Annotated in this window: 24 protein-coding genes; 13 read left to right on the plus strand and 11 right to left on the minus strand. The window is 69.1% G+C overall.

The window, feature by feature from the left end; translation table 11 throughout:
* Nucleotides 1–83 precede the first annotated feature (83 nt).
* Entirely contained in the window at nt 84–1,331 is a 1,248-nt protein-coding gene (locus LCL61_RS01165; protein WP_340685117.1) for an alpha/beta hydrolase, read from the minus strand.
* Nucleotides 1,332–1,397: 66 nt separating this feature from the next.
* On the opposite strand from LCL61_RS01165, the gene LCL61_RS01170 reads away from it, so the two are divergent.
* The 7 genes from LCL61_RS01170 to LCL61_RS01200 all read left to right on the plus strand — a co-directional run bounded on the left by LCL61_RS01170 (nt 1,398) and on the right by LCL61_RS01200 (nt 8,234).
* Entirely contained in the window at nt 1,398–2,789 is a 1,392-nt protein-coding gene (locus tag LCL61_RS01170) for a wax ester/triacylglycerol synthase family O-acyltransferase (protein ID WP_340685118.1), read from the plus strand.
* 88 nt (nt 2,790–2,877) lie between these two features.
* Nucleotides 2,878–3,942: an acyl-CoA dehydrogenase family protein gene (locus LCL61_RS01175; protein ID WP_340685119.1), complete on the plus strand. Its 1,065-nt coding sequence runs from the start codon at nt 2,878–2,880 to the stop codon at nt 3,940–3,942.
* Nucleotides 3,943–3,946: 4 nt separating this feature from the next.
* Nucleotides 3,947–5,119 carry an acyl-CoA dehydrogenase family protein gene (locus LCL61_RS01180; protein WP_340685120.1) on the plus strand — a complete coding sequence of 391 codons (1,173 nt, stop codon included), beginning with the start codon at nt 3,947–3,949 and terminating at the stop codon, nt 5,117–5,119.
* Nucleotides 5,116–6,030 carry a bifunctional MaoC family dehydratase N-terminal/OB-fold nucleic acid binding domain-containing protein gene (locus LCL61_RS01185; RefSeq protein WP_340685121.1) on the plus strand — a complete coding sequence of 305 codons (915 nt, stop codon included), beginning with the start codon at nt 5,116–5,118 and terminating at the stop codon, nt 6,028–6,030. The genes LCL61_RS01180 and LCL61_RS01185 overlap by 4 nt, the downstream gene beginning before the upstream one ends.
* On the plus strand, nt 6,027–6,422 hold the full coding sequence (locus tag LCL61_RS01190; RefSeq protein ID WP_340685122.1) for a MaoC family dehydratase: 396 nt from the start codon (nt 6,027–6,029) through the stop codon (nt 6,420–6,422). Before LCL61_RS01185 ends, LCL61_RS01190 begins: the two co-directional genes overlap by 4 nt.
* Nucleotides 6,422–7,591 carry a lipid-transfer protein gene (locus tag LCL61_RS01195; RefSeq protein WP_340685123.1) on the plus strand — a complete coding sequence of 390 codons (1,170 nt, stop codon included), beginning with the start codon at nt 6,422–6,424 and terminating at the stop codon, nt 7,589–7,591. The genes LCL61_RS01190 and LCL61_RS01195 overlap by 1 nt, the downstream gene beginning before the upstream one ends.
* Nucleotides 7,592–7,664: 73 nt before the next feature.
* On the plus strand, nt 7,665–8,234 hold the full coding sequence (locus LCL61_RS01200) for a DUF5134 domain-containing protein (RefSeq protein WP_340685124.1): 570 nt from the start codon (nt 7,665–7,667) through the stop codon (nt 8,232–8,234).
* Nucleotides 8,235–8,315: 81 nt separating this feature from the next.
* Here LCL61_RS01200 and LCL61_RS01205 read toward each other — a convergent pair whose 3' ends face one another.
* The 7 genes from LCL61_RS01205 to kstD form a co-directional block, all read right to left on the minus strand.
* Entirely contained in the window at nt 8,316–8,774 is a 459-nt protein-coding gene (locus LCL61_RS01205; RefSeq protein WP_340685125.1) for a riboflavin kinase, read from the minus strand.
* 272 nt (nt 8,775–9,046) lie between these two features.
* Complete coding sequence (locus LCL61_RS01210) at nt 9,047–9,796, minus strand: class I SAM-dependent methyltransferase (protein ID WP_340688458.1); 750 nt, start codon at nt 9,794–9,796, stop codon at nt 9,047–9,049.
* 52 nt (nt 9,797–9,848) lie between these two features.
* Nucleotides 9,849–10,712 carry a MaoC/PaaZ C-terminal domain-containing protein gene (locus tag LCL61_RS01215; RefSeq protein WP_340685126.1) on the minus strand — a complete coding sequence of 288 codons (864 nt, stop codon included), beginning with the start codon at nt 10,710–10,712 and terminating at the stop codon, nt 9,849–9,851.
* A 10-nt stretch (nt 10,713–10,722) separates the two neighbouring features.
* Nucleotides 10,723–11,748, minus strand: a complete 1,026-nt coding sequence (locus LCL61_RS01220; protein ID WP_340685127.1) for a ferredoxin--NADP reductase — start codon at nt 11,746–11,748, stop codon at nt 10,723–10,725.
* Nucleotides 11,745–12,005, minus strand: coding sequence for a hypothetical protein (locus tag LCL61_RS01225; RefSeq protein ID WP_340685128.1), 261 nt, complete (start codon nt 12,003–12,005; stop codon nt 11,745–11,747). Before LCL61_RS01225 ends, LCL61_RS01220 begins: the two co-directional genes overlap by 4 nt.
* A complete protein-coding gene (locus LCL61_RS01230) occupies nt 12,002–13,141 on the minus strand; it encodes a Rieske 2Fe-2S domain-containing protein (protein WP_340685129.1) in 1,140 nt (379 codons plus the stop codon). Before LCL61_RS01230 ends, LCL61_RS01225 begins: the two co-directional genes overlap by 4 nt.
* A complete protein-coding gene (gene kstD / locus LCL61_RS01235) occupies nt 13,138–14,808 on the minus strand; it encodes a 3-oxosteroid 1-dehydrogenase (RefSeq protein WP_340685130.1) in 1,671 nt (556 codons plus the stop codon). Before kstD ends, LCL61_RS01230 begins: the two co-directional genes overlap by 4 nt.
* A 99-nt stretch (nt 14,809–14,907) precedes the next feature.
* On the opposite strand from kstD, the gene LCL61_RS01240 reads away from it, so the two are divergent.
* The 5 genes from LCL61_RS01240 to hsaB are packed head-to-tail and all read left to right on the plus strand — an operon-like array spanning nt 14,908 to nt 20,041.
* On the plus strand, nt 14,908–16,506 hold the full coding sequence (locus LCL61_RS01240) for an FAD-binding protein (protein WP_340685131.1): 1,599 nt from the start codon (nt 14,908–14,910) through the stop codon (nt 16,504–16,506).
* A 43-nt stretch (nt 16,507–16,549) separates the two neighbouring features.
* A complete protein-coding gene (hsaA, locus tag LCL61_RS01245) occupies nt 16,550–17,725 on the plus strand; it encodes a 3-hydroxy-9,10-secoandrosta-1,3,5(10)-triene-9,17-dione monooxygenase oxygenase subunit (RefSeq protein WP_340685132.1) in 1,176 nt (391 codons plus the stop codon).
* Nucleotides 17,725–18,573: a 4,5:9,10-diseco-3-hydroxy-5,9,17-trioxoandrosta-1(10),2-diene-4-oate hydrolase gene (gene hsaD, locus LCL61_RS01250; protein ID WP_340685133.1), complete on the plus strand. Its 849-nt coding sequence runs from the start codon at nt 17,725–17,727 to the stop codon at nt 18,571–18,573. The genes hsaA and hsaD overlap by 1 nt, the downstream gene beginning before the upstream one ends.
* Complete coding sequence (gene hsaC / locus LCL61_RS01255) at nt 18,573–19,490, plus strand: iron-dependent extradiol dioxygenase HsaC (RefSeq protein ID WP_340685134.1); 918 nt, start codon at nt 18,573–18,575, stop codon at nt 19,488–19,490. The genes hsaD and hsaC overlap by 1 nt, the downstream gene beginning before the upstream one ends.
* Nucleotides 19,487–20,041 (plus strand): 3-hydroxy-9,10-secoandrosta-1,3,5(10)-triene-9,17-dione monooxygenase reductase subunit, encoded by a 555-nt coding sequence (gene hsaB, locus LCL61_RS01260; RefSeq protein ID WP_340685135.1) that lies wholly within the window; start codon nt 19,487–19,489, stop codon nt 20,039–20,041. The genes hsaC and hsaB overlap by 4 nt, the downstream gene beginning before the upstream one ends.
* Here hsaB and LCL61_RS01265 read toward each other — a convergent pair.
* Nucleotides 20,007–21,038, minus strand: coding sequence for an acyl-CoA desaturase (locus tag LCL61_RS01265; RefSeq protein WP_340685136.1), 1,032 nt, complete (start codon nt 21,036–21,038; stop codon nt 20,007–20,009). The two genes, hsaB and LCL61_RS01265, sit on opposite strands and share 35 nt — an antisense overlap.
* 388 nt (nt 21,039–21,426) lie before the next feature.
* Nucleotides 21,427–21,795: a nuclear transport factor 2 family protein gene (locus LCL61_RS01270; protein ID WP_340685137.1), complete on the minus strand. Its 369-nt coding sequence runs from the start codon at nt 21,793–21,795 to the stop codon at nt 21,427–21,429.
* 88 nt (nt 21,796–21,883) lie between these two features.
* Between LCL61_RS01270 and LCL61_RS01275 the strand changes: the two genes are divergently transcribed.
* Nucleotides 21,884–22,783 carry an RNA polymerase subunit sigma-70 gene (locus tag LCL61_RS01275; RefSeq protein WP_340685138.1) on the plus strand — a complete coding sequence of 300 codons (900 nt, stop codon included), beginning with the start codon at nt 21,884–21,886 and terminating at the stop codon, nt 22,781–22,783.
* On the opposite strand, the gene LCL61_RS01280 is transcribed toward LCL61_RS01275, so the two are convergent.
* Nucleotides 22,774–23,181, minus strand: a complete 408-nt coding sequence (locus LCL61_RS01280) for an HIT family protein (RefSeq protein ID WP_340685139.1) — start codon at nt 23,179–23,181, stop codon at nt 22,774–22,776. The two genes, LCL61_RS01275 and LCL61_RS01280, sit on opposite strands and share 10 nt — an antisense overlap.
* Nucleotides 23,182–23,185: the final 4 nt, after the last annotated feature.

Here is a 23,185-nt window from a genome sequence, read left to right on the forward strand (position 1 = left end):
ACGCTCTTCCGATCTGTCCTCACCACTCACGAGCTTTCCCGATCGGCCCGTGCTCACCGGGACCGAGATCGGTCGGAGACCACTCACGAGGAGCTGGACCGGTGCCGCCACGTGCGATAGCTCCACTCCAGGAACCGTTCCACCCCGCGGACGACGTGGGCGCTGCGGATCGAGGGGAAGACGTCGAAGGCGTGCTGCGCGCCGGAGATCTCCGCGTACGCGACCTCACGCTGGGACTTGTCCCGCAGGCGCCGCACGAATTCGCGGGCCTCGCCCACCGGCACCAGCGAGTCGTGGACGCCGTGGATGACGAAGAACGGCGGCGCGTCCTCGGTGATCCGGTCCAGCGGAGACGCCGCGATGTAGTCGTCGAGGAAGTTCACCGGATCCCGGTCCGCCTCGAAGACGTGCCGGGCGATCAGCGTCTTCAGCCGGGCCTGGCTTGAGCGTCGTCCGCTGGTCGCGGCGAAGTCGTACACGCCGTAGTGCGGGGCGCACGCCTGGATGCTCGTGTCGGCTTCGGTGAAGCCGGGCTGCAACGCCGGGTCGTTCGCGGTCAGGGCCAGTAGCGCGGCGAGATGCCCGCCCGCGGAACCGCCGGTGACGGCGACGAACGACGGGTCGCCGCCGTAGGACTCGGCGTTGTCGCGGATCCAGGCCAGCGCGCGTTTCGCCGCGACGATATGCGCGGGCCAGCGGGCGGCGGGGGAGAGCGGGTAGTTGATCGCGATGCAGATCCAGCCGCGTTTGGCCATGTGCAGCATCAGCGGCAGGCCCTGCTGGTCCTTATTGCCGATCACCCAGGCGCCGCCATGCACCTGGAGCAGGATCGGCGCACCGGTGACCGGTTCGCGCGGGGCGTAGACGTCGAGCAGGAACCGCTTCCCGCCGGGCGCGTAGGCGATGTTGCGGGTCCGCCGGACCTCGGGGTCGCGCATCCGGAACGGCATCGCCAGCTGGCCCCACGGCGTCGCGAGGTCGGTCGGGCTCGGCGGGTGCTCGAGTTCGTCGGCGTAGGCGTCGCCGATGCCTTCGGTCAACGCCGTCTCGATCTCGTCGCGCGCCCGCTGGGACTGCGCGATCAGCGTGCCGAGCCCGGCCGCCGACGCCGCCGCGAGCGCGAGCCCCACCTTGCTCGACCCGCCCCGGTGCCGGGCGACGTGCGCCGCCGCGTCGGCCGCGGTGAGCGCGAGCAGATGCGGAGCGAGTTCCCCGGTGAGCCAGCCCGCGAAGAACGCCGGAATCGCTGTACGTGCACCTCTCGGCGGCTTCAGCGCGTTTGCGGTGAGCGCGAGCTGGAGTGCCTGACGGACGACGAAACTCGGCTGCATGGGCACCGATCCTACCGCCGGGTGACCGCCTAGAACGGGTTGCAAAGTTCACTTAAAGTGCTTCTCATGCAGAGATTGAGCGGTCTGGACGCGAGTTTTCTGTACCTGGAGACACCGGCCCAGGTACTGCACGTGTGCGGGCTGCTCACCTTGGACGGTTCGACCATGCCCGGCGGCTACGATTTCGAGCGCTTCAAGGAGAAACTGGCCGAACGGGTCGAGCTGATCCCGGCGTTCCGGCGCAAGCTGCACAATCCACTCTGGAACCTGGCGCATCCGGTCTGGGTGGAGGACGAAGACTTCGACCTCGAAGCCCACGTGCACCGCATCGGCGTACCCGCGCCCGGCGACCGGCGGGAACTGGCCGGACTCTGCGCCCACATCGCGGGACAACGGCTGGACCGCGCGCAGCCGCTGTGGCAGTTGTACGTCATCGAGGGCATGGCCGACGGCGGGATCGCGGTCCTGCTGAAGATGCACCACGCCAGCGTCGACGGGGTCGGCGGCGCCAGCCTGATCGCCTCGCTCGCCGGGCTCGAACCGGACGCCCCGCCGCCGGAGATCGCGCGGGACGAACGCCGCAACGCGGACGTTCCCGGCAGGCGCGCGCTGTTCGGCGCCGGGCTGACGTCGTTCGCGAAACGTCCGGTCGAGGTGGCGAAACTGCTCCCAGACCTGCTCGAACTCGTGCCGAGATGGCTGGGTAAAGCGTTGCAGGGCAAAGGAATGCCGGTCCCGTTCACCGCGCCGAGGACGTCGTTCAACGGGACGATCACCGCGCACCGCAGCGTCGCCTACGCCTCTCTCGACCTCGACGACGTCAAACGGGTCAAGAACGCCTTCGGGGTGACCGTCAACGACGTCGTCCTCGCCGTGGTCGCCGGTGCCCTGCGGCAGTTCCTGCGGGATCGCGGCGAACTGCCGGACGATCCGCTGGTGGCGACCGTTCCGGTCTCGGTGCACGGACGCACCGAGCGCGAGCACGGGATCAACAAGGTCTCGGCGTTCTTCGCGTCGCTGCCCACCCATCTGGAGGATCCCGCCGCGCGCGTGTTCATGCTCGCGGAGTCGAACAGGCTGTCCAAGGACCATCACCACGACATCGACGCGGACATGCTCCAGGACTGGGCGCAGTTCTCGGCGGCGACCATGTTCGGCCTCGCGGTGCGCGCGTATTCCGCGCTGCGCCTGGCCGAACGGCATCCGGTGGTGCACAACCTGGTGGTCTCCAACGTGCCGGGGCCGCCGATGCCGCTGTACCTGCTGGGGTGCCGGATCACCGGGCTCTACCCGCTCGGCCCGGTGTTCCACGGCGCCGGGCTCAACGTCACCGTGCTGTCCAACGCGGGCAGGGTCGATGTCGGCCTGCTCGGCGCCCGCGAACTCACCGGTGATCTGTGGCCGCTCGCCGACCACTTCCCCGACGCGCTCGCGGAACTGCTCAAAGCCACCTCCTAGATCCTCACCCCTTGCCGTCACGGCTCCTTCCGGTTAAGACTAGAACAGGTTTCAGTATTGTGCCCGTTCGCCCCGGTGAGGAGCCAGTGTGGACTTCCAGTTCGACGAGACGCAGACCGAGGTCACCGCGCTGGCCGCGCGTGTCCTCGGCAAGGAGCGCGAGCCCGCGGACACGTGGCGCGCGCTCGCCGACGCCGGTCTGCTCGCGCTGGCGCTGCCCGCCGAACTCGGCGGTGACGGCCTCAGCGTCGCCGAAGTCGCCTTGGTGCTGACCGAACTCGGGCGCGTCGCCTCGCCGACGCCCGCGCTGGCGTCGCTGGCGTTCGGAGTCCTGCCGGTCACCGCGCTCGGTGGCCCGGACCAGCGCTCGGCGCTGCTTCCGCCGGTCGCCGCGGGCGAAACCGTGCTCACCGCCGCCCTGCACGAGCCTTCCGCGCCGTTCACCACCCGGCCCGCGACCGTCGCGGAGTCGGCAGGCGACTGGCGCCTGAGCGGTGTCAAGATCGGCGTGCCCTTCGCGGCGGAGGCGACCCGGATCCTGACGCCCGCCTCGTTGCCCGGCGGCACCGGCGTCTTCCTGGTCGATCCCCGCGCGGACGGCGTGACGCTGACGCCGACGAGAACTTCTTCCGGCACACCGGACTACACGATGACGCTCGATTCGGTGACCGTCACCGACGCCGATCTCCTCAACGGGCACGGCCCCGGCGAGTCGATCGCGACGCTGCACCGGTTCGCGCTCGCGGGCGCCGTGGCGTTCGGCGACGGGCTGCTCGCCGGCGCGCTCGCGCTGACCACCAAGCACGTCGGCGAACGCGAGCAGTTCGGGCGTCCGCTGGCGGCGTTCCAGGCGGTGGCGCAACAGATCGCGGACGTCTACGTCGCTTCGAGGACGGTCCAGCTTGCCGCGCGGTCGGCGGTCTGGCGGCTCGCGGCGGGGCTCGACGCCGAGGCGGAACTCGACATAGCGGCTTACTGGCTGGCGGAGGAGGCGCCCGCGGCGCTGGCCGTCTGTCATCACCTGCACGGCGGGATCGGCGTGGACGAAACGTATCCGCTGCACCGGTTCTCGTCGGCGGTCAAGGATCTGGGACGAACGCTCGGCGGCGCCTCGTATCGGCTGGCCGGTCTGGGCGAACTGGTGGCGGGGTGAACCGATGCTGATCGAACTGACCGCGGCGCAACACGAGTTGCGCTCCGAACTGCGCAAGTACTTCGCCGGGCTGGTGAGCGCCGACGAGCGGCGCGCGATGCTGCGGGAGCGGCACGGCCCGGTGTACCGCGAGATCGTACGGCGGATGGGCCGCGACGGCTGGCTCGGCGTCGGCTGGCCCGAACAGTACGGCGGCCGGGGATTCGGCGAGATCGAGCAGCACATCTTCGTCGACGAGGCGGCCCGCGCCGACGTCCAGCTGCCGTCGGTGACCTTGCAGACCGTCGGGCCCACGCTGCAGGTGTTCGGCACCGAGGAACAGAAATCCCTGTTCCTGCCCAAGATCCTCGCCGGTGAGGTGCATTTCGCCATCGGCTACACCGAGCCCGACGCGGGAACGGACCTCGCCGCGCTGCGCACGACAGCAGTGCGCGAAGGGGACGAGTACGTCGTCAACGGCCAGAAGATCTTCACCACCGGCGCGCACGACGCCGACTATATCTGGCTGGCCGTGCGCACCGATCCCGGCGCGCCCAGGCACAAGGGCATCTCGATCCTCATCATGGACACCCGCGATCCGGGCTATTCGTGGACGCCGATCATCACCTGCGACGGCGCGCACCACGTGAACGCCACCTACTACTCGGATGTCCGCGTGCCCGCGAACATGCTGGTGGGCAAGGAGAACGAGGGCTGGCGGCTGATCACCACCCAGCTGAACCACGAACGCGTCATGCTCGGCCCCGCCGGGCGGATCGGCGGCCTCCACGACCGCGTCCGCGAGTGGGCGGCGTCCAGGAAGGCGCCGGACGGCACGCCGTTGCTCCAGCTGCCCGACGTCCGGGCCGTACTCGCGGAAACCCTGGCGACCGCCCGGGTCAACGAACTGCTGAACTGGCAGGTCGCCGCGTCGTCGGCGACCGGGCCGGTGGCGGTGGCCGACGCGTCGGCCACCAAGATCTTCGGTTCCGAACGTATCCAGCGGCTGGCCAGGAGACTGGAGGAGATCGTGGCGCGACACGGCGATCAGGCCGACGCCGAAACCGCGGAACTGGCGCTGTGGCTGGACGTGGTGGCCAAACGCAATCTGGTGCTGACCTTCGGCGGCGGCGTCAACGAGATCCAGCGCGAGCTGATCGCCACCGCCGGGCTCGGACTGCCGAGGGTGCCGCGATGAGCATCCAGGAGGCCGCCGAACGCATCGCCGCACGCGGCGAATCCGCGCCGAGGGCCGCGCGCGACGCGGTCAACCAGGCGATGGTGAACAACTGGGTCGAAGCCATCGGCGACCGCAATCCGGTGTACGTGGACGAAGAGTTCGCCACCAAGAGTGTCCACAAGGGACTCGTCGCGCCGCCCGCGATGGTGCAGGTGTGGACGATGGGCGGGCTGCACTGGACGAGGGCGTCGGACGATCCGCTCGGCGCGATGATGGAGGTGCTCGACGAAGCCGGGTTCACCTCGGTCGTCGCGACGAACTCCGAGCAGAACTACTTCCGCTACCTCCGGCACGGCGAACGGATCGAAGCGACCGCGAAACTCGAGAGTGTCGTCGGGCCGAAACGCACCGCGCTGGGCGAAGGCTGGTTCGTGACGACGAAGACCACCTGGTACGTCGGCGACGAGGCCGTCGCGGACATGGTGTTCCGGGTGCTGAAGTTCCGCCCGCCGGGCGCCGAGCCCGCCAAGGCGGCCGCCCCGGTACTGCGACCGGTGATCAGCAAGGACACCGAGTTCTTCTGGGCAGGACTGCGGGAAGGGGAACTGCGGATCCAGCGGTGGGGCGAGACCCTGCGGCATCCGCCCGGTCCGATGCCGCCGGACGGCGACTTCGACGCGAAGCCGGATTACGTCGTCGCGTCCGGCCGGGGCGCGGTCTACAGCTACGTGGTGCACCACCATCCGAAGGTCCCCGGCAAGGACCTGCCGTTCGTGGTCGCGCTCGTCGAACTGGAGGAAGGTGTCCGGGTGATGGGCGAGCTGCTCGACGCCGATCCCGAAACCGTCCACATCGGACTCCCGGTGGAGGCGGCTTTCGTGAAGATCGATGAGGAACTGACGCTGCCGGCTTGGAGGGTCGCGCGATGAAGGACTGTTCGGTCGGCACCGAGCTGCCTCCGCTGACGATCGAAGCCACCCCGACGTTCGTGGTGAGCACCGCGCTGGCGACCCGGGACTTCCAGGACGTCCACCACGACCGCGACGCCGCCGTGCAACGCGGGTCCAAGGACATCTTCCTCAACATCCTCACCGACACCGGCCTGGTGCAGCGGTTCGTCACCGACTGGGCGGGGCCGGAGGCGTTCGTGCGGTCGATCAAGATCCGGCTCGGCGTGCCCTGTTACGCCTACGACACGCTGACCTTAACCGGACGGGTGACGGAGCGGGACGGCGACGACGTGGTGGTCTCGGTGTCCGGTGTGGACAGTCTCGGTGAGCACGTGGTGGGCACCGTGGCACTGAAGCTGGGAGGCGAGTGATGACCCTGTCCGGTCGGGCGGCCATCGCCGGTATCGGTGCCACGGAGTTCTCGAAGGATTCCGGGCGCAGTGAACTGCGGCTGGCGGCGGAAGCGGTATCGAGCGCGGTGAAGGACGCGGGACTCACTCCGTCCGATGTGGACGGTCTGGTGTCGTTCACCATGGACGGCAACAGCGAGATCGCCGTCGCGCGGGAACTGGCCATCCCCGAACTCAAGTTCTTCAGCCGGATCCATTACGGCGGCGGGGCCGCGGCCGCGACCGTGCAGCAGGCCGCGATGGCCGTCGCGACCGGGGTCGCGGACGTCGTCGTCGCGTACCGGGCGTTCAACGAACGGTCCGGCATGCGGTTCGGGCAGGTGTCCTCGGCCGCGGCGGGGCAGGTGAACTCCTCCGGCGTCGACAACGCGTTCCACTACCCGATGGGGATCGCGACCCCGGCCGCGACCGTCGCCATGCTCGCCCGGCGGTACATGCACGAGTACGGCGCTACCAGCGAGGACTTCGGCCGGGTGGCCGTCGTCGACCGTGCCCGCGCGGCGACCAACCCCCAGGCGTGGTTCTACGGCAAGCCGATCACGCTCGAAGACCATCAGGCCTCCCGCTGGGTCGCCGAGCCGTTGCACCTGCTGGACTGCTGCCAGGAGAGCGACGGCGGGGTCGCCCTGGTGATCGTCAGCGCCGAGCGGGCGCGTGACCTGCCGCACCGGCCGGCCGTGATCGCGGCGGCCGCGCAGGGGAGCGGGCCGGACCAGTACGTGATGACCAGCTATTACCGTGACGATCTCCCGGCGCTGCCCGAAATGGGTGTCGTGGGACGGCAGCTGTGGGAGCAGTCCGGGCTGGGGCCCGGCGACATGGACCTCGCCGTGCTGTACGACCATTTCACCCCTTATGTCCTGATGCAGCTGGAAGAACTCGGTTTCTGCGGGAAGGGCGAGGCCAAGGACTTCATCGGCGGCGGAACCCTGGAACTCGACGGGAAACTCCCGCTCAACCCGCACGGCGGACAGCTGGGGGAGGCCTACATCCACGGGATGAACGGGATCGCCGAGGGCGTCCGGCAGCTCCGGGGCGACGCCGTCAACCAGGTCGACGGGGCGTCACGGGTGCTGGTGACCGCCGGTACCGGCGTCCCCACGAGCGGACTGGTCCTGACCGCGGGCTGACATCACCTCAATGCCCGATGGTGTACTAGAGCGGTACCTGCCACGGTGAAAGGGTTACCGGCCGGGAGGTGCCATGTCTGGACCAATCGTCGTCGCGTGGACCCTGACCGCGGTGTTCGCCGCGCTCGTCCTGCCCTGCGTGCTGAGACTCGTCCGGTTGGACTACGGCAGGCAGGGCGCGGCGGTCCGCAACGGCGACCTGGCCGAACTGCTGCTCGTCGTCGCCATGGTCGCGATGCTGTCCCCGGTCGGTGGCCCGATCCCGGCGGCGGGCTGGCAGGCGGTGCTGGCGCTGACCGCGGGCTGGTTCGCCGTCTCGTGGTGGAAGGGGCGGCGGTCCGGGCACGCCTCGTGCGGGCACCACGCCGTCTCCGCCACCGCGATGCTGTTCATGGTGACGTTCATGCCGCACAGCGAGGTCACCCACGGGCCGTGGCTGGTGATGTCCGGCCCGGGCGGCACTTCGGCCTTGTGGCTATCGCTGATCTTCGGTGCCGTGGCCGCGTATTTCGCGGCGGACGCCGTGCGCGCGGGGGTACTCGCGGCGCGGGGCGCGGAGGAGTCCGGTCAGATGTCGCGGCGCGTGTGCCGGGTGATCATGGGGCTGGGGATGGGCTACATGCTGCTGGGCGCCGCCGTCTAGCGGCTGAAGGGGCCTTTCCCCTCATCTGACGCGGTGAAGGGAGCTTTCACCGCGTCTCATGCGGGGAAAGCTCCCTTCAGCTCAGGCGCGGGGGACTCGGCGCACGACACCGGCCTCGGCGGTGCCCGCGCCGGGCAGGCCGTCGGCAGGGTTTTCCGCGGCCCACTTCGCGGCGTCGGCGATGTCCTTGTTGAGCGCGACGATCAGCGCCTCCGACGACGGGTACGCCTCCTGCTCGCGCAGGTGGTGGCCCAGCCAGACGGTCAGCACCTCGCCGTAGAGGTCGCCGCTGAAGTCCAGCAGATGCGCCTCGACGAGCCGGTAACCGTCCGCGCCGTAGTAGGTCGGCCGCCTGCCGACCGAGACCGCGGCCGCGATCCGGGTGCCGTCGGCGCGTTCGGCCCAGCCCGCCCACACTCCGTCGCCGACTTGGCCGTCTTGGTCGCGCAGCGCGATATTGGCGGTCGGGAAGCCCAGTTCCCTGCCCCGCTGATCGCCCTTCTCCACCTGGCCACGGACCACGAAGTACTCCATCGTCATGCCGCTCCCGTCCCTGCCGTCACGAGAGCCATGAATACCATGCCTCGCTGCCGAGGTCGACCGCCGTGCACGCCGCGAGAGTGTCCACTGTGTACTGAATCACCTGGAGGAGTCCGCGTCCGCGATCGACGTCGGCAGAACGCCGCCTGGTCATCTACGTCACCGTGGGCGTACAGGGCGCTCTACCACCGCGATCGCGGGGCCTTCGACCGGAGCGGGTTCGTGCGTATAGCCCTTTGCCTGGGGCATCTCAGCTCCGCCACCTGGCTGAATCACGTGGTGACGAGCCGGTACCCGAGGTCGAGTTCCGTCCGGCCGAGGAGGCCGACGTGATGCCGGTGCCAATGCCCGTCCGCGAGATCGGCGCGCAGCCGCTCGACCGCCGTCGCGACGACGTTCTGGTCCAGCAGCGCCACCCCGGACATCCCCGCACGCACGCGCTCGGACAGGTAGGCCTCGGGCCTGCGCCAATACGCGCCGAGGAACCCGTCGACGCAGTCCGACGGCACCGGCAGCGGAGCCACCTCGGGAGTCCGCCCTGCCGCGGTCAGTTCCTCGACGACCCTGTCGAGACAGGCCAGCCTGCTTTCGTGTTCGGCGATCTCCGGAAGATAGTCCCGCACCAGCCAGAACCGCGCGAACACCGCCTGATCCCAGGTCACGATCACCTGGCGGCGGGACACGCGTCGCAGCTCGGCCAGGCCGGCGGTCACGTCCGTCCAGTGGTGCACGGTCAGCACCGCCAGGGCGGCATCGAAGGCACCGTCGGGGAAGGGCAGCCCTTCCGCGCACGCCTGCACGGCCGGGGCCGCGGTGGACGCACGCTGCGCGATCATCCGCCGCGACGGCTCGACGGCCACCACGTCGCGGTCTTCCGGCTCGTAGGAACCGGCTCCGGCCCCGACGTTGACCACCGAGCGCGCGTCGCCGAGAGCGGCGGTGACGGCGGCGGCGATGCGGGGATCCGGGCGTCTCGATCGCGCGTAGTCCCGGCCGAGTTCGGCATACGGGTCCGAGATCAAGGGGCGCACCTGCCCGAGTCTAGCCAGAGCCGCTACCTGCGGGAACGATGATTCAGTCTGTCGTGGTCAAGAAAGTGTCGGAAAGGACGGGAGCCTCGTCCCGGTCCGGTGCCGTGGTGGTGATCAGCAGCCCGGCGGGCTCGCGCCAGACCCGGGTCCGCAGCGGCTCGCCGGGGAAGACGACGCCGGCGAACTTGGCCGAGAACGACGCGACGCGGGCGGTGTCGCCGTCGAGGAATTCGTCGGTGACGGCCTTCGCGATGACGCCGTAGGTGCACAGGCCGTGCAGGATCGGCTTGTCGAACCCGGCCGCCGCGGCGAACGCGGGATCGGCGTGCAGGGGGTTGCGGTCCCCGCAGAGCCGGTAGAGCAGCGCCTGCTGCGGCAACGTCGGCGTGTCGATGACCGCGTCCGGCTCCCGCGACGGGAGCTCGACGCGGTCGGACGGGCCGCGCTCGCCGCCGAAACCCCCTTCGCCACGGGCGAAGATGCTCGACCGCAAAGTCCACAGTGGAGTGCCGTCCGAGTCGGTGGCGACCGTCTCGTTCACGATCACGGCCGCCTTGCCCTTGTCGAAGACGTCGACGATCCGCGTGCGCGCCACGGCCTTCCCCGAGACCGGGATGGGCCGGTGCGCGATCACCTCCTGCTTGCCGTGCAACACTTTCCCGAGGTCGACCTCGACACCGGGGAACGAGACCGCGGGCGGCTCGAACACGCGCAGGTTCGCCGCCACGGTGGCGAACGTCGGCAGCACCTGGAGGCCGTCCTCGTAGGTGTAGCGCAGTTCGCGCGGGCTCATCGGGTCCGCGCCGGCGCCCAGCGCCAGGTGGTAGAGCTGCACGTCCGACGCGGTCCAGGCGAAACTCACCTCGCCGAGGTCGGCGCCGATCGCGACCGAAGGATCGATGGGCACGGGGGAACTCCTACTCGTAGGTGACGGTGACCTCGTCGGTCAGCGGCAGGGACTGGCACGCCAGCACGATGCCTTCGGCGATGTCGTCGCCGTCGAGGACCTCGTTGTTCAGCATCTTCACCTCGCCGGAGGTGACCCGGCAGGCACACGCGCTGCACTGGCCCTCGCGGCACGAGTACGGCGCGTCGAAACCCTTTTCCAGCAACAGGTCCAGCAGTTTCATCCGGCGGGGCCAGGCGAGCTCCTTCGTTTCCCCGTCGAGGGTGACCTCGACCGACGCCGGTGTCTCGGCCTCTTCGACGGCGACCGGCTCGGCCACTTCGAACGGATTCCCGCCGAGGGACAGGAACCGTTCCAGGTGGATCCGCTTGCGCGGCAACCCGAGGTCCTTGAGCACCGTGCGCGCGGCGTCCATGAACGGGCCAGGCCCGCAGATGAACGCCTCGTGCGCGGTGTACGGCGCCACCAAGGCGCGCAGGTGTGCCTCGGTCGGAAGTCCTTGCAGGCTCTCCAGCCAGTGCACGACGACCAGCCGGTCCTGGGACCGGGCGGCGAGGTCCGCCAGCTCCCGCGCGAAGATCACCGAACGCTCGTCGCGATTGGCGTACAGCAGCACCACCTCGCCGGTGCCGTGCTCCAGCGCGGACTTGAGGATCGACATCACCGGCGTGATACCGCTGCCGCCCGCGAGCAGCAGGAAGTCCTCATCGAGCGACGCCGGGCTGAACACTCCGGCCGGTGGCAGGACCTGCACCTCCTGCCCGGCCTGGAGGTTGTCGCAAAGCCAGTTCGACCCATAGCCGTCGGCGGTGCGCTTGACGGTGACCTGCACCCGGTTCTCATGCGGCGCGCTGGAGAGCGAGTAGCAGCGGGCCACCGACCCGGTCCGGTCGCTCGGCACGCGCAGAGTGAGGAACTGCCCTGGGGCGTATGCGAAAGCCGAAGCGTGCTCGGCCGGGATCTCGAACACGATCGACCGCGCGTCGGCCGTCTCGGTGATCACCTCGGCCACGGTCACGGTGACGGGACCGCTCATTCGGGCACCTCCAGCAGGCCGTCCTTCAGCGCGGCTTCGATGCTCTCGCTGAGATTGCCGCAGGTGTCGAGCAACGCCGTCTGCGCCCCGGAAGCCTTCTGCTCGGCGAACACCGGGCAGCTGCGGGACGCGTCGGTCGTCCACTGGATGCTGGTGTGCTGCACGCTGTTCTTCTTGACCAGCACGCAGGTCCCGCACGCGCGGCAACTCAGCGGCTGAAGCCCGGCGGTGAGGAACTCGACGGTCTCGGGCTTCACACCCCGGCCTCTTCCGCCTGCTGCCGCGCCAGGTTCTCGGCCACCTCCGCCGCCCAGACCTCATTGGCGCGGCTGGTGTCCACTTCGAACTCGAACCGGCGCGTCATGTCCTCGGTGACGTCGGCCGCGTCCACATAGAACTGGTCGTACCAGCGGCGCAGCTGGTAGACCGGCCCGTCCTCCTCGCACAGCAACGGGTTGTCGATGCGGGTCTTGTTGCGCCAGATCTCCACGTCCTGCAGGAAGCCGACGCCGATGCCCTTGGCGAACTTCCCGGCGATCTTGTCCGCGTGCTCGTCCGAGACGCCCTCGAACTTCTTCACGCTCACGCCCCACTGCAGCACGAACGAGTTCTCGGTGACCGGGTAGTGGCAGTTGATCAGCACGTTCTCGATCTCGAAACCCTGGTACGTGTTGAGCAGCTTGTTGATCATGTACGACGGCCCGAAATACGACGCCTCCGACCGCAGCAGGTTCTCCTCGCCGCCGTAGTTCGACGCCATTCCCTTGTCCGGGCGGCCCTTCGTGTTCAGGTACTGCGTGGCGATGTGGCCCTCGAACACGTTCTTGAAGTAGGTCGGGAAGGCGTAGTGGATGTAGAAGAAGTGCGCCATGTCGACCATGTTGTCGATGATCTCGCGGCAGTTGGAGCCCTCGATGAGCACCGAGTCCCAGGTCCAGTTGCTCCACTCGCCGGTGAACACGCCCTCGATCCGCGGGATGACGACGTCCTCGGGCGGCGGGTTGCCCTCCGGGTCGTGCCAGACGAACAGCTGCTTGTTCTCCTCCAGCACGATCCACGACTTCGTCCGTGCCCGCAGCGGAACCCTTTTGGCGTAGGGGATCGAGACGCATTTGCCGTTGCCGTTCCAGCGCCAGTCGTGGAACGGGCAGGCGATCTCGTCACCCTTGACCTCGCCCTGGGTGAGGTCGCCGCCCATATGGCGGCAGTACCCGTCGAGCACGTTCAGCTTGCCGGACGAATCGGCGAAGACCACCAGTTTCGTCCCGAACGCCGTGATGGCGTGCGGCTTCCCGTCGCGGAACGGCTCGGCCAGTCCGAGACAGTGCCAGCCGCGCGCGAACCGCGAAGGCGGCGCGCCCGCGTCGATCTGCCGTACGGATTCCGTCGTCATCGGCTGCCTCCCGCTTTGGTGTGATCTTGCTGCGCGAGATGCTCGGCCGCAAGGTAGCCGAACACCATCGCCGGGCCGATCGTCGCGCCTGGGCCGGCGTAGGTGCGGCCCATCACCGCCGCGCTCGTGTTGCCCGCCGCGTAAAGTCCGTCGATCACCGACCCGTCTTCGCGCAGGACACGCGCGTGCGGGTCGATCCTCAAGCCGCCCTTGGTGCCCAGGTCGCCGGGCACGATCTTCACCGCGTAGTACGGCGCGACGTCCAGCGGGCCCAGACTCGGGTTGGGTTTGTTCCGCGGGTCGCCGTAGTAGTGGTCGTACGCGCTGCGCCCGCGGTGGAAGTCCTCGTCCACGCCGCTTCTGGCGAAGCCGTTGAACCGCCGCACGGTGGCCTCCAGCGCGTCGGCCGGGACCTCGATCCGCTCGGCGAGTTTCGCGATCGTGCTCGCTTTGACCGCGATGCCCGCTTTGAACCAGCGGCCGGGCAGGGGCTGGCGGGGGCCGAGGCCGGTGAACATGTACCGGTTGCGGTTGCGCTGGTCGAACACCAGCCAGGTCGGGATGTTCGCGCCGGGGCCGTCACCCTCGCCGTACATCGCGTGCACGGCCTCGACGTACGGCGCCGACTCGTTGACGAAGCGTTCGCCTCGCGCGTTGACCATGAGGCAGCCCGGCCGCGACCGTTCGGCGAGCGCGAACCACGGGCCGCCGGTCAGCGGGATGGACGGGCCCCACCACGCGTCGTCCATCAGGTCGACGGCCGCGCCGAGTTTGAGCCCGGCGTCGATGGCGTCGCCGGTGTTGGCCTCGGCCCCGACGGTCCACTCCGTACCGATGGGCGCCCGCTGGTACTTGACCCGCATCTCTTCGTTGCGCTCGAACCCGCCCGCGCCGAGGACGACGCCGAGCCGCGCGCGGATCAGCTTGTCTTCGTCTTCATGGCGCACGACGACGCCGGTCACCCGGTCGCCTTCGCTCTCCAGATCCACCAGAGGCGTGTTCAGCCAGACGGGGACATCCGCCCGGCGCAGACCTTCACGCAGACCGGCCGCAAGCGCTTGCCCCATGGAAAGAAGCCGCTGCCGCCGGATCCGGCCGCTCAGCCAGCGGCCGCCGAGACTCAGCACGCGGAGGATGCCGCGCGGATGCCGGGCGAGCAGACTCAGCCACCGGTAGTCCGCCTGGGTGATCGGGGCACCGAGCGGGGGCGCGCTGTACGGCGGCTCCAGATTCGCCAGCTCCGGTCCGAGCAGGTTGCCGTCGAGCGCGGCCGGTTCGACCGACCGTCCGCCGGCCCGCCCGCCGGGGGCTTCCGGGTGGTAGTCCGAGTAACCGCGGACCCAGCGGAAGCGCAACGGTGTCTTGTCACAGACGAAGGACAGGACCTCGGGGCCGCGGTCGAGAAAGGCCGACCGGAGTTCGGCGGGGACGACGTCACCGACGATCGCTTCGAGGTATTCGCGCGCCCGCTCCGGGGGTTCGGAGATCCCGGCCGCCCGCAGCGCGTGGTTGCCGGGGATCCAGACGCCGCCGCCGGAGCGCGCCGTCGAACCGCCGAAGTGGGCGGCCTTCTCCACGACCAGGACCTCGAGTCCCCGGTGGGCTGCGGACAGTGCGGCGGTCATCCCGGCGGCACCACTGCCGACCACGATCACGTCGTACTCCATACGCCCCTCACCTGAAACACGTTGTAGGAAGCATGTAGCAGCATCCGCGCTGCTCCAGTCACCATAGACGAGAACGTGTTCTAGTTCTAGGGTGGGGTCATGGACTCCCTCGTCGCGGATGTGGTGATCGTGGGTTTCGGTGCGGCCGGCGCCTGTGCGGCGATCGAGGCCGCCGATGCCGGTGCCCGGGTACTGGTGCTGGACCGCTTCTCCGGCGGTGGCGCGAGCGCGGTCAGTGGCGGTGTCGTCTACGCCGGGGGCGGGACGGCGCGGCAGCGGGACGCGGGCGTCGACGACAGTGTCGACGCGATGTACGACTACCTGCGGCTCGAGGTCGGCGACGTCGTCTCGGAGGAGACCCTGCGGCGTTTCTGTGCGGGCAGCACGGAGATGATCTCCTGGCTGGAAGGCAACGGCGTGCCTTTCGAGGGCAGTCTGTGCCCGTACAAGACGTCGTACCCGAGCGACGAGCACTATCTGTACTACTCGGGCAGCGAGGCGGCGGGCGGTTTCCGTGACGCCGCCAAGCCCGCACCGCGCGGACATCGCGTCAAGGGGCCGGGCACTTCGGGAAAACTGCTGATGAAACGGCTCATGGAGGCGGTCCGGAGCCGCGGGATCCAGGTGCTGCCGCAGACCGCCGCGCGGAACCTCATCGTCGACGAGGACGGGACCGTGACCGGTGTCGTCGTCTCGTCTTTGCGGGACGCTCCCGCTCGCGTGCGGGCCGCGCACCGGAGGCTGTCGGCGTATGCCGCCAAACCGGGGATCTACGTGCCCTCGCTGCGGAAGTCGCTGCACCGGCGAGCGGAGCGGATCGAGCGGCGCTACGGCCGTGAGCTGCGGATTTCCGCTTCGCGCGGAGTCGTTCTCGCGGCGGGCGGCTTCATCGCGAACCGCGAGATGGTGCGCGAGCACGCGCCCGCGTATCGCGGCGGACTGGCGCTCGGTACGTCGGCCGACGACGGTTCCGGCATCCGGATGGGGATCGAGGCGGGCGGGGCGACCGCCGAACTCGGGCGGATCTCGGCCTGGCGGTTCATCACCCCGCCGTCGGCGTTCCTCGGCGGCCTGCTCGTGGACGAGACGGGCGGCCGGATCATCGACGAGTCCCGGTACGGCGCGGCCGTCGGCGAACGCATGATCACCGGACACGAAGGGCGTGGCTGGCTCCTGGTCGACGACGCCATCGTCCGGGAGGTCCGGCGGGACGCGCGCGGGCAAAGTCAATGGTTCCAAGGACTTCAGGTGCGGTACCTGCTGCGGCGGCGCGTCGTCGCCGGTTCGCTCGACGAGGTCGCGCGCAAGGCCGGCGTCGATCCCGGCGGGCTGGCCGCCAGTGTCGAGGCGGCGAGGTCCGGCGCGGATCCGACGGGTAAACCCGCGGAGTTCGCGCGGCCGCTGGATCAGGGGCCGTACTCGCTGATCGATGTCTCGATCAAGCCGAACCTGGGCTATCCGTGCCCGATGCTGACGCTGGGCGGCCTGGTCGTCGACGAGGAGACCGGGGCGGTGCGCTCCGCCGCCGGCGCCCCGATTCGCGGGCTGTACGCGGCTGGCCGTACCGCGGTGGGAATCTGTTCTAGGTCCTACGTGAGCGGTCTGTCGCTGGCCGACTGCGTGTTTTCCGGGCGGCGTGCCGGACTGCACAGTGCCCTCGACCGGGGATCGGTCGACAAAAACGAGAACGTGTTCTAGTCTTGGACTTGGTTCACCGAGTACGGCGAGAGAGGGAACGCATATGAGCGAGCACGCCGCGCAGGACGTGATCGCGGGGATCCGGGAGCTGCTGCCGGTCCTGCGGGAGCGGGCGCAGGAGGCGGAGGACGCCAGGCGCGTTCCCGAGGAGTCCGTCAAAGCCCTGCAGGAGACCGGGTTCTTCAAACTGCTGCAGCCGAAGACTTTCGGTGGCCTCGAAGCCGACCCGGTGAGCTTCTACACCGCAGTCAAACTCGTCGCGAGCGCCTGCGGCTCCACCGGCTGGGTCGCCTCCATCCTCGGCGTCCACCCGTGGCACCTCGGCCTGTTCGAGGCGCAGGCGCAGCAGGACGTCTGGGGTGACGACACCGACGTCCGGATCTCTTCGTCGTACGCGCCGATGGGCAAGGCGGACGTCGTCGACGGTGGTTACCGGCTCAGCGGGCGCTGGAGCTTCTCGTCCGGTTGCGACCACGCGACCTGGGTGCTGCTGGGCGGGCCGGTGTTCAAGGACGGCAAGCCGGTAGACTTCTGCACCTACCTGGTGCCGATCTCCGACTACACGATCGAAGACGTCTGGGACACCGTGGGCCTGCGCGGCACCGGGTCCAACGACATCATCGTGAACGACGTCTTCGTGCCGAAGCACCGCGCGCTGAGCTTCATCGCGACGTCGAAGTGCAAGACGCCCGGGCAGGAGATCAACCCCGGGCCCCTGTACAAACTTCCTTATGGTTCGGTGCATCCGAGCACGATCACCGCGCCGATCATCGGGATGGCGCAAGGCGCCTACGACGCGCACGTCGAGTACCAGGGCAAGCGGGTCCGCGCGGCGTACGCGGGAGAACGGTCCAAAGAGGACCCGTTCGCCAAGGTGCGGATCGCCGAGGCGGCGAGCGAGATCGACGCGGCCTGGCTCCAGCTGACGCACAACATCGACGAGCTGTACCAGCTGGCGTGCAAGGGGGAGAAGCTCCCGTTCCCCACTCGGCTGCGGGTCCGCCGTGACCAGGTCCGCGGCACGGAACGCGCGATCTTCGCGATCGACCGGCTTTTCGAGAACTCCGGCGGCCGCGCGCTGCGGGCCGGAACCCCGATCCAGCGGTTCTGGCGCGACGCGCACGCCGGCCGGGTGCACGCGGCGAACGACGCCGAGCGCGCCTACGTCATGTTCGGAACCGGCGCCTTCGGGCTGCCCGTCGAGAATGCGATGGTCTGATGACCGAAGGCAAGTACGTCACCGTCCAAGGTGGACTCAAGCTGCACTGCCACGAGGCGGGCGCGGAGCACCAGGAGACGGTGATCCTGCTGCACGGCGGCGGCCCCGGCGCGTCGGCGTGGAGCAACTTCGGCCGTAACCTGCCGGTGTTCGGCAAGAACTACCGGACCCTGGCGATCGACCAGCCCGGCTTCGGCAGGTCGGACAAGCCGACCGAGCATCCCCAGTACTTCCGCCACAGCGCGGACGCCGTGGTCGGGCTCATGGACGAACTCGGCATCGAGCGGGCGCATTTCGTCGGGAACTCGCTCGGCGGCGGGACTTCCGTGCGGCTCGCGCTCAACCATCCGAAACGCGCCGGACGTCTCGTCCTGATGGGACCGGGCGGCCTGAGCGTGAACCTGTTCGCGCCCGATCCCACCGAGGGCATCAAGAACCTGGGCCGGTTCAGCGCCCCGCCCGGGCCGAGCCGTGAGAAGCTCGAAGCCTTCCTGCGGATCATGGTGCACGACCAGTCGCTGATCACCGACGAACTGATCGACGAGCGGTTCGCCGCCGCGAGCGCGCCGGAGTCCCTGGCGGCGATGAAGGCGATGGGCAAGTCGTTCGCCCAGCCCGACACCTACGAAGAGGGCATGCTGTGGCGTGAGGCGCATCGACTGCGTCAGCGTGTGCTGCTCATCTGGGGCAGGGAAGACCGCGTCAACCCGCTCGACGGTGCCCTGCTCGCGCTCAAGACGATCCCGCGTGCCCAGCTGCACGTGTTCGGCGGCTGCGGGCACTGGGCGCAGCTGGAGAAGTTCGACGAGTTCAACCGGCTGGCACTCGACTTCCTGGGAGCCTCCTGATGGGTATCCGATCGCTCGCCTACCTCCGCATCGAAGCCACCGACATGGCCGCGTGGCGTGAATACGGGCTGAAGGTCCTCGGCATGGTCGAGGGTTCCGGCACGAATCCGGAAGCGCTCTACCTGCGCATGGACGACTTCCCGGCGCGGCTCGTGATCTTCCCCGGCGAGCACGACCGGCTCGCCGTGGCGGGCTGGGAGGTCGCCAACGCCGGCGAACTCGACGAGATCCGGGCTTCGCTCGACGCGCATTCGTTGCCGTACAAGGAAGGCACGCCGGATCAGCTGGCCGATCGCCGGGTCGACGGCCTCGTGTCCTTCGAGGACCCTTCGGGCAACACGCTCGAAGTGTTCCACGGTGTCGCGTTGCAGCACCGGCGTGTGGTGAGCCCGTACGGGCACAAGTTCGTCACCGGCGAGCAGGGCCTCGGGCACGTCGTACTGTCCACCCACGACGACGACGCTTCACTGCGGTTCTACCGTGACGTGCTCGGGTTCCGGCTGCGGGACTCGATGAAACTGCCGCCGCAGATGGTCGGCAGGCCCGCAGACGGCGCTCCGGCGTGGCTGCGGTTCTTCGGCTGCAACCCGCGTCACCACAGTCTCGCGTTCCTTCCGATGCCGACTCCCAGCGGCATCGTGCACCTCATGGTCGAAGTGGAGAACACCGACGACGTCGGCCTCTGCCTCGACCGGGCCATCCGCCGGAAGGTGCCGATGTCGGCGACCCTCGGGCGGCACGTCAACGATCTGATGCTCTCGTTCTACATGAAGACCCCCGGCGGCTTCGACGTCGAATACGGCTGCGAGGGGCGTCAAGTGGACGACGAGAGCTGGATCGCCCGAGAGAGTACGGCGGTTTCCTTGTGGGGACACGACTTTTCAGTCGGCGCCCGTCGAGTATCAGGGCAGTCGTGACCCCGGTGACGGACCTCGGCGCGGAGATCGATCCGGCGCGGTTCCGCACGGTGCTCGGGCACTTCTGCACCGGCGTCGCGGTGGTGACCGGACACGACGGCACGGCGCCGGTGGGCTTCGCGTGCCAGTCGTTCGCGGCGCTTTCCCTGGATCCGCCGCTCGTGCTTTTCTGCCCTGCCAAGGCTTCCCGGACCTGGGCGGTGCTCGCCGAGTCCGGTCGGTTCGCCGTCAACGTGCTCGCGGAAGACCAGCAGGACGTCAGCGCGGTGTTCGGCGCGCGGGGCGCGGACAAGTTCGCGTCGGTCGACTGGACCCCCGCCCCGTCCGGATCCCCTTTGCTGGCAGGGGCTTTGACGTGGATCGACTGCACGCTCGAAGCCGTGCACGAGGCGGGTGACCATTACGTCGTCGTCGGCAGGGTCACCGCGCTCGGGGAACCTTCCGACGCCCGGCCGTTGCTGTTCCATCGCGGGCGGTACACGGTGACCGAGCCGGTGACGGACGCGCTCGCCGCGCTCATGCCCTGGCCGCGTCCCGACGATTGGCTCTGATCGGCTCACCGGCTTCGTGCAGACTGCGCAACGCGAGTGAGTAGGACTCGATGAGCCCGGTCTCGTGGTACGGGACGCCGATCTCCGCGCAGTATCCTTGAACGATGGGCCGGGCGCGGCGAAGATGCGGCGATGGCATGCTCGGGAACAAGTGGTGCTCGATCTGGTAGTTGAGCCCGCCGAGCGCGACGTCGACGATCCTGCCGCCGCGGACGTTGCGTGACGTGAGCACCTGCTTGCGGAGGAAGTCGAGTTCGGTGTCGCCGGACAGGATCGGCATCCCCTTGTGGTTGGGTGCGAAGATCGATCCCATGTAGACGCCCCACAGTGCTTTGTGGACGATGAAGAAGACGAGCGCCTTGCCGGGGGAGAGGACCACGAGCAGCGCGCTGAAGTAGAGCGCGAAATGCGCCAGCAGCAAGGCCGCTTCGAGCCCGCGCCGCCGGAGGCCCGGCTTCGCGACCGCGCGGATCCCGGAGAAGTGCAGGTTCAAGCCTTCGAGGGTGAGCAACGGGAAGAACAGGAACGCCTGGTAACGGCCGATGAACCGGGGGAGGCCCTTGCTGGCCCGCGCCTGGTCCTTCGACCACACGAGGATGTCCGGATCGACGTCGGGGTCGAGGTCCTCGTGGTTCGGGTTCGCGTGGTGACGGGTGTGCTTGTCCATCCACCAGCCGTAACTCATGCCGACACCGAGGTTCCCCGCGATCCGCCCGGCGATCTCGCTCGGACGGCGGGTGCGGAACACCTGCCGGTGCGCGAGATCGTGCGACAGCAACGCGATCTGGCCGAACATCACCGCCTGGAAGACGGCGATCCCCAGCTGCCACCAGGAATCCCCGATCGCGAAGAAGGCGATCCAGCCGGAAACGAAGAGAGTGGCGACCAGGCCGATGCGGAAGGCGTAGTAGCCGGGACGGCGGTCGAGGAGGCCCGCTTCGCTGACGCGGCGGGACAGACGGGCGAAATCACTGCCTGTGCGGAGGTTTGCGGTCACCGTGGTGAGTCTGGTCCGGGGCGGGGGTGGGGTGAATGCGGTGCGCCGGTGGGTTGGTGCGGGGGTTCGCCCTACCTTGGGATGCGAGCGGCCCGTTCATGAAGGAATTGGGACACTCAACGTCCCGATTCCTTCATGAACGAGATTTTTCGCGCGTGGCAGGACCTTTCGTGCAGCGTGACGGCTGATCTTGTCGGTGGCCTCACGCATGGTGGGCGGGTGCGAAGAGGAACTTGGGCGTCACACCCCCTGCTCACCGCTCCGGATCACCCGGAGGTGGTCCGCGCGGCCGAGCTCGAAGCGATCGGTGTTCCGCGCCGGACGAGCTGCGGGCGGCGTTCCGCACCGCGGAAGCCCGCCCTCGCCCGCATGTCCTGGCCGCTTAGCCCTACGACCCCGCGGCAGCCTCCCTCGCCGCATCGAACGGAGCCCGGTCGAACACGATCCGCAACTCCACGATCTTCCCCTCCCGCACCGTCAGCAGCTCGGCCCCGGGCGCGCTCGCCACCGGCAGGGTCGCCGTGTCGTACATCAGCAACGCGGTCGTCTCGTCCCCGAACGCCGAAAGCAGGGTCGAGCCGGTCAGGATCTCGGTGAACGGGCCCATGAACCCGCGAAACGCCTCCGCGCCGGAAAGGGGCCCGCCGGGCGTGTGGCAGGCGATGTCGTCGGCGACGTAGGTCATCGCCTTCTCGAAGTCCTTGCCCGTCCACGCGCGGTGGTAGGAGAGCGCGACATCCAAGGCGGGACTGGTCATGATGGTTCCTTTCGTCGGTCTTCACCCCGTCAGACACCACCCCCGCCCCGAACGGAACGGTGCACCGCGAAAGTGACACGATCGGCTCATGAGGGCGATGGGAGACCAGGACTTTCGCGAGCTCACCGACACCTATCGGCACGAGCTCCACCTGCACTGTTACCGGATCCTCGGCTCCCTCACCGACGCCGAGGACGCCGTCCAGGAGACGCTCCTCGCCGCTTGGAAGGGCATCGACGGCTTCGAGGGGCGCTCATCGCTTCGCACGTGGCTGTACCGCATCGCCACCAACCGCTGCCTCAACGCTCTGAGGGACGCGGGCCGCCGTCGCCCGCCCGAGCCGGTGCCGCCGTTCGACCCGCCGGAGCCGAGCCGCCGCGGCGAGGTGACCTGGTTACAGGCGTACCCGGACGAACTCGCCGACAGTGAGCCCGGCCCCGAAGCGCGCTACAGCACCAAGGAGGCGATAGAGCTCGCCTTCATCACCGGACTCCAGCTCCTCCCGCCGAGACAAGCCGCCGCTCTCGTCCTGCGTGACGTCCTGTGCTTCCCCGCCGGTGAGGTCGCGAGCATGCTCGGCACCACCGAGACGGCGGTCAAAGGCATCCTTCAGCGCGCCCGCGCCTCCCTCGACAAGCATCGCGAGAGCGCCGGGCACCGGCCGTCACCCGACGAACGCGCGCTGACCAGGCGATTCGCCGACGCGTTCACCGCGGGCGACCTCGACGGCGTCCTGAGCCTGCTCACCGACGACGCCTGGCTCGCCATGCCGCCGGCGCCTCACGAGTACCACGGTCTCGAAGCGATCGCGGGCTTCCTCCGCGTCACCATGGCCATTCCCGTGGAGGGTTTCACCATGACCCCGGCACGGGCCAACAACCAGCCCGCCTTCGCCTGTCGTCACGGTGAGACACCGGCCGGACTGATGGTCCTCACCCTCGACGGTGATCGCGTCCGTGCCATCACCCGGTTCCTGGATCAGAAGTAGCCCGCCAGGCGGCGGCAGAGCCTGGCGATGTCGATGACCGGCGCGCCCGTCCACGAAGGGCCGTCCATCCACCCGATCTCTTCGGGCGTTCCCTGATGCCGTACGAAAACGTGCTGGTGGAAATGCGCGACACTCCGCCCGGCGATGGCGGAGAACACGTGCTCCGGAGCCAGTTCCGCGCGCAGGCCCCTGGCCGCGCACCAGGCCGCTCGCGAAACCGCCCAGACCTCGTCCGAGGTCAGCTCGTCCAGCGCCGCCACGTGCCGCCGGGTTTCGACGAACAGATACCCGGGGAAGCCGCCGGGCCGGTGCGACACGACGACCGCGTCCCCGGCCCAGACCACCGGCCCGACCAGCGGGCCGTCGCCACGGTGCTTGGCACAGATCGCGCACTCCACCGGC

The sequence above is a fragment of the Amycolatopsis coloradensis genome, assembly GCF_037997115.1.
GTDB classification, from domain to species: domain Bacteria; phylum Actinomycetota; class Actinomycetes; order Mycobacteriales; family Pseudonocardiaceae; genus Amycolatopsis; species Amycolatopsis coloradensis_A.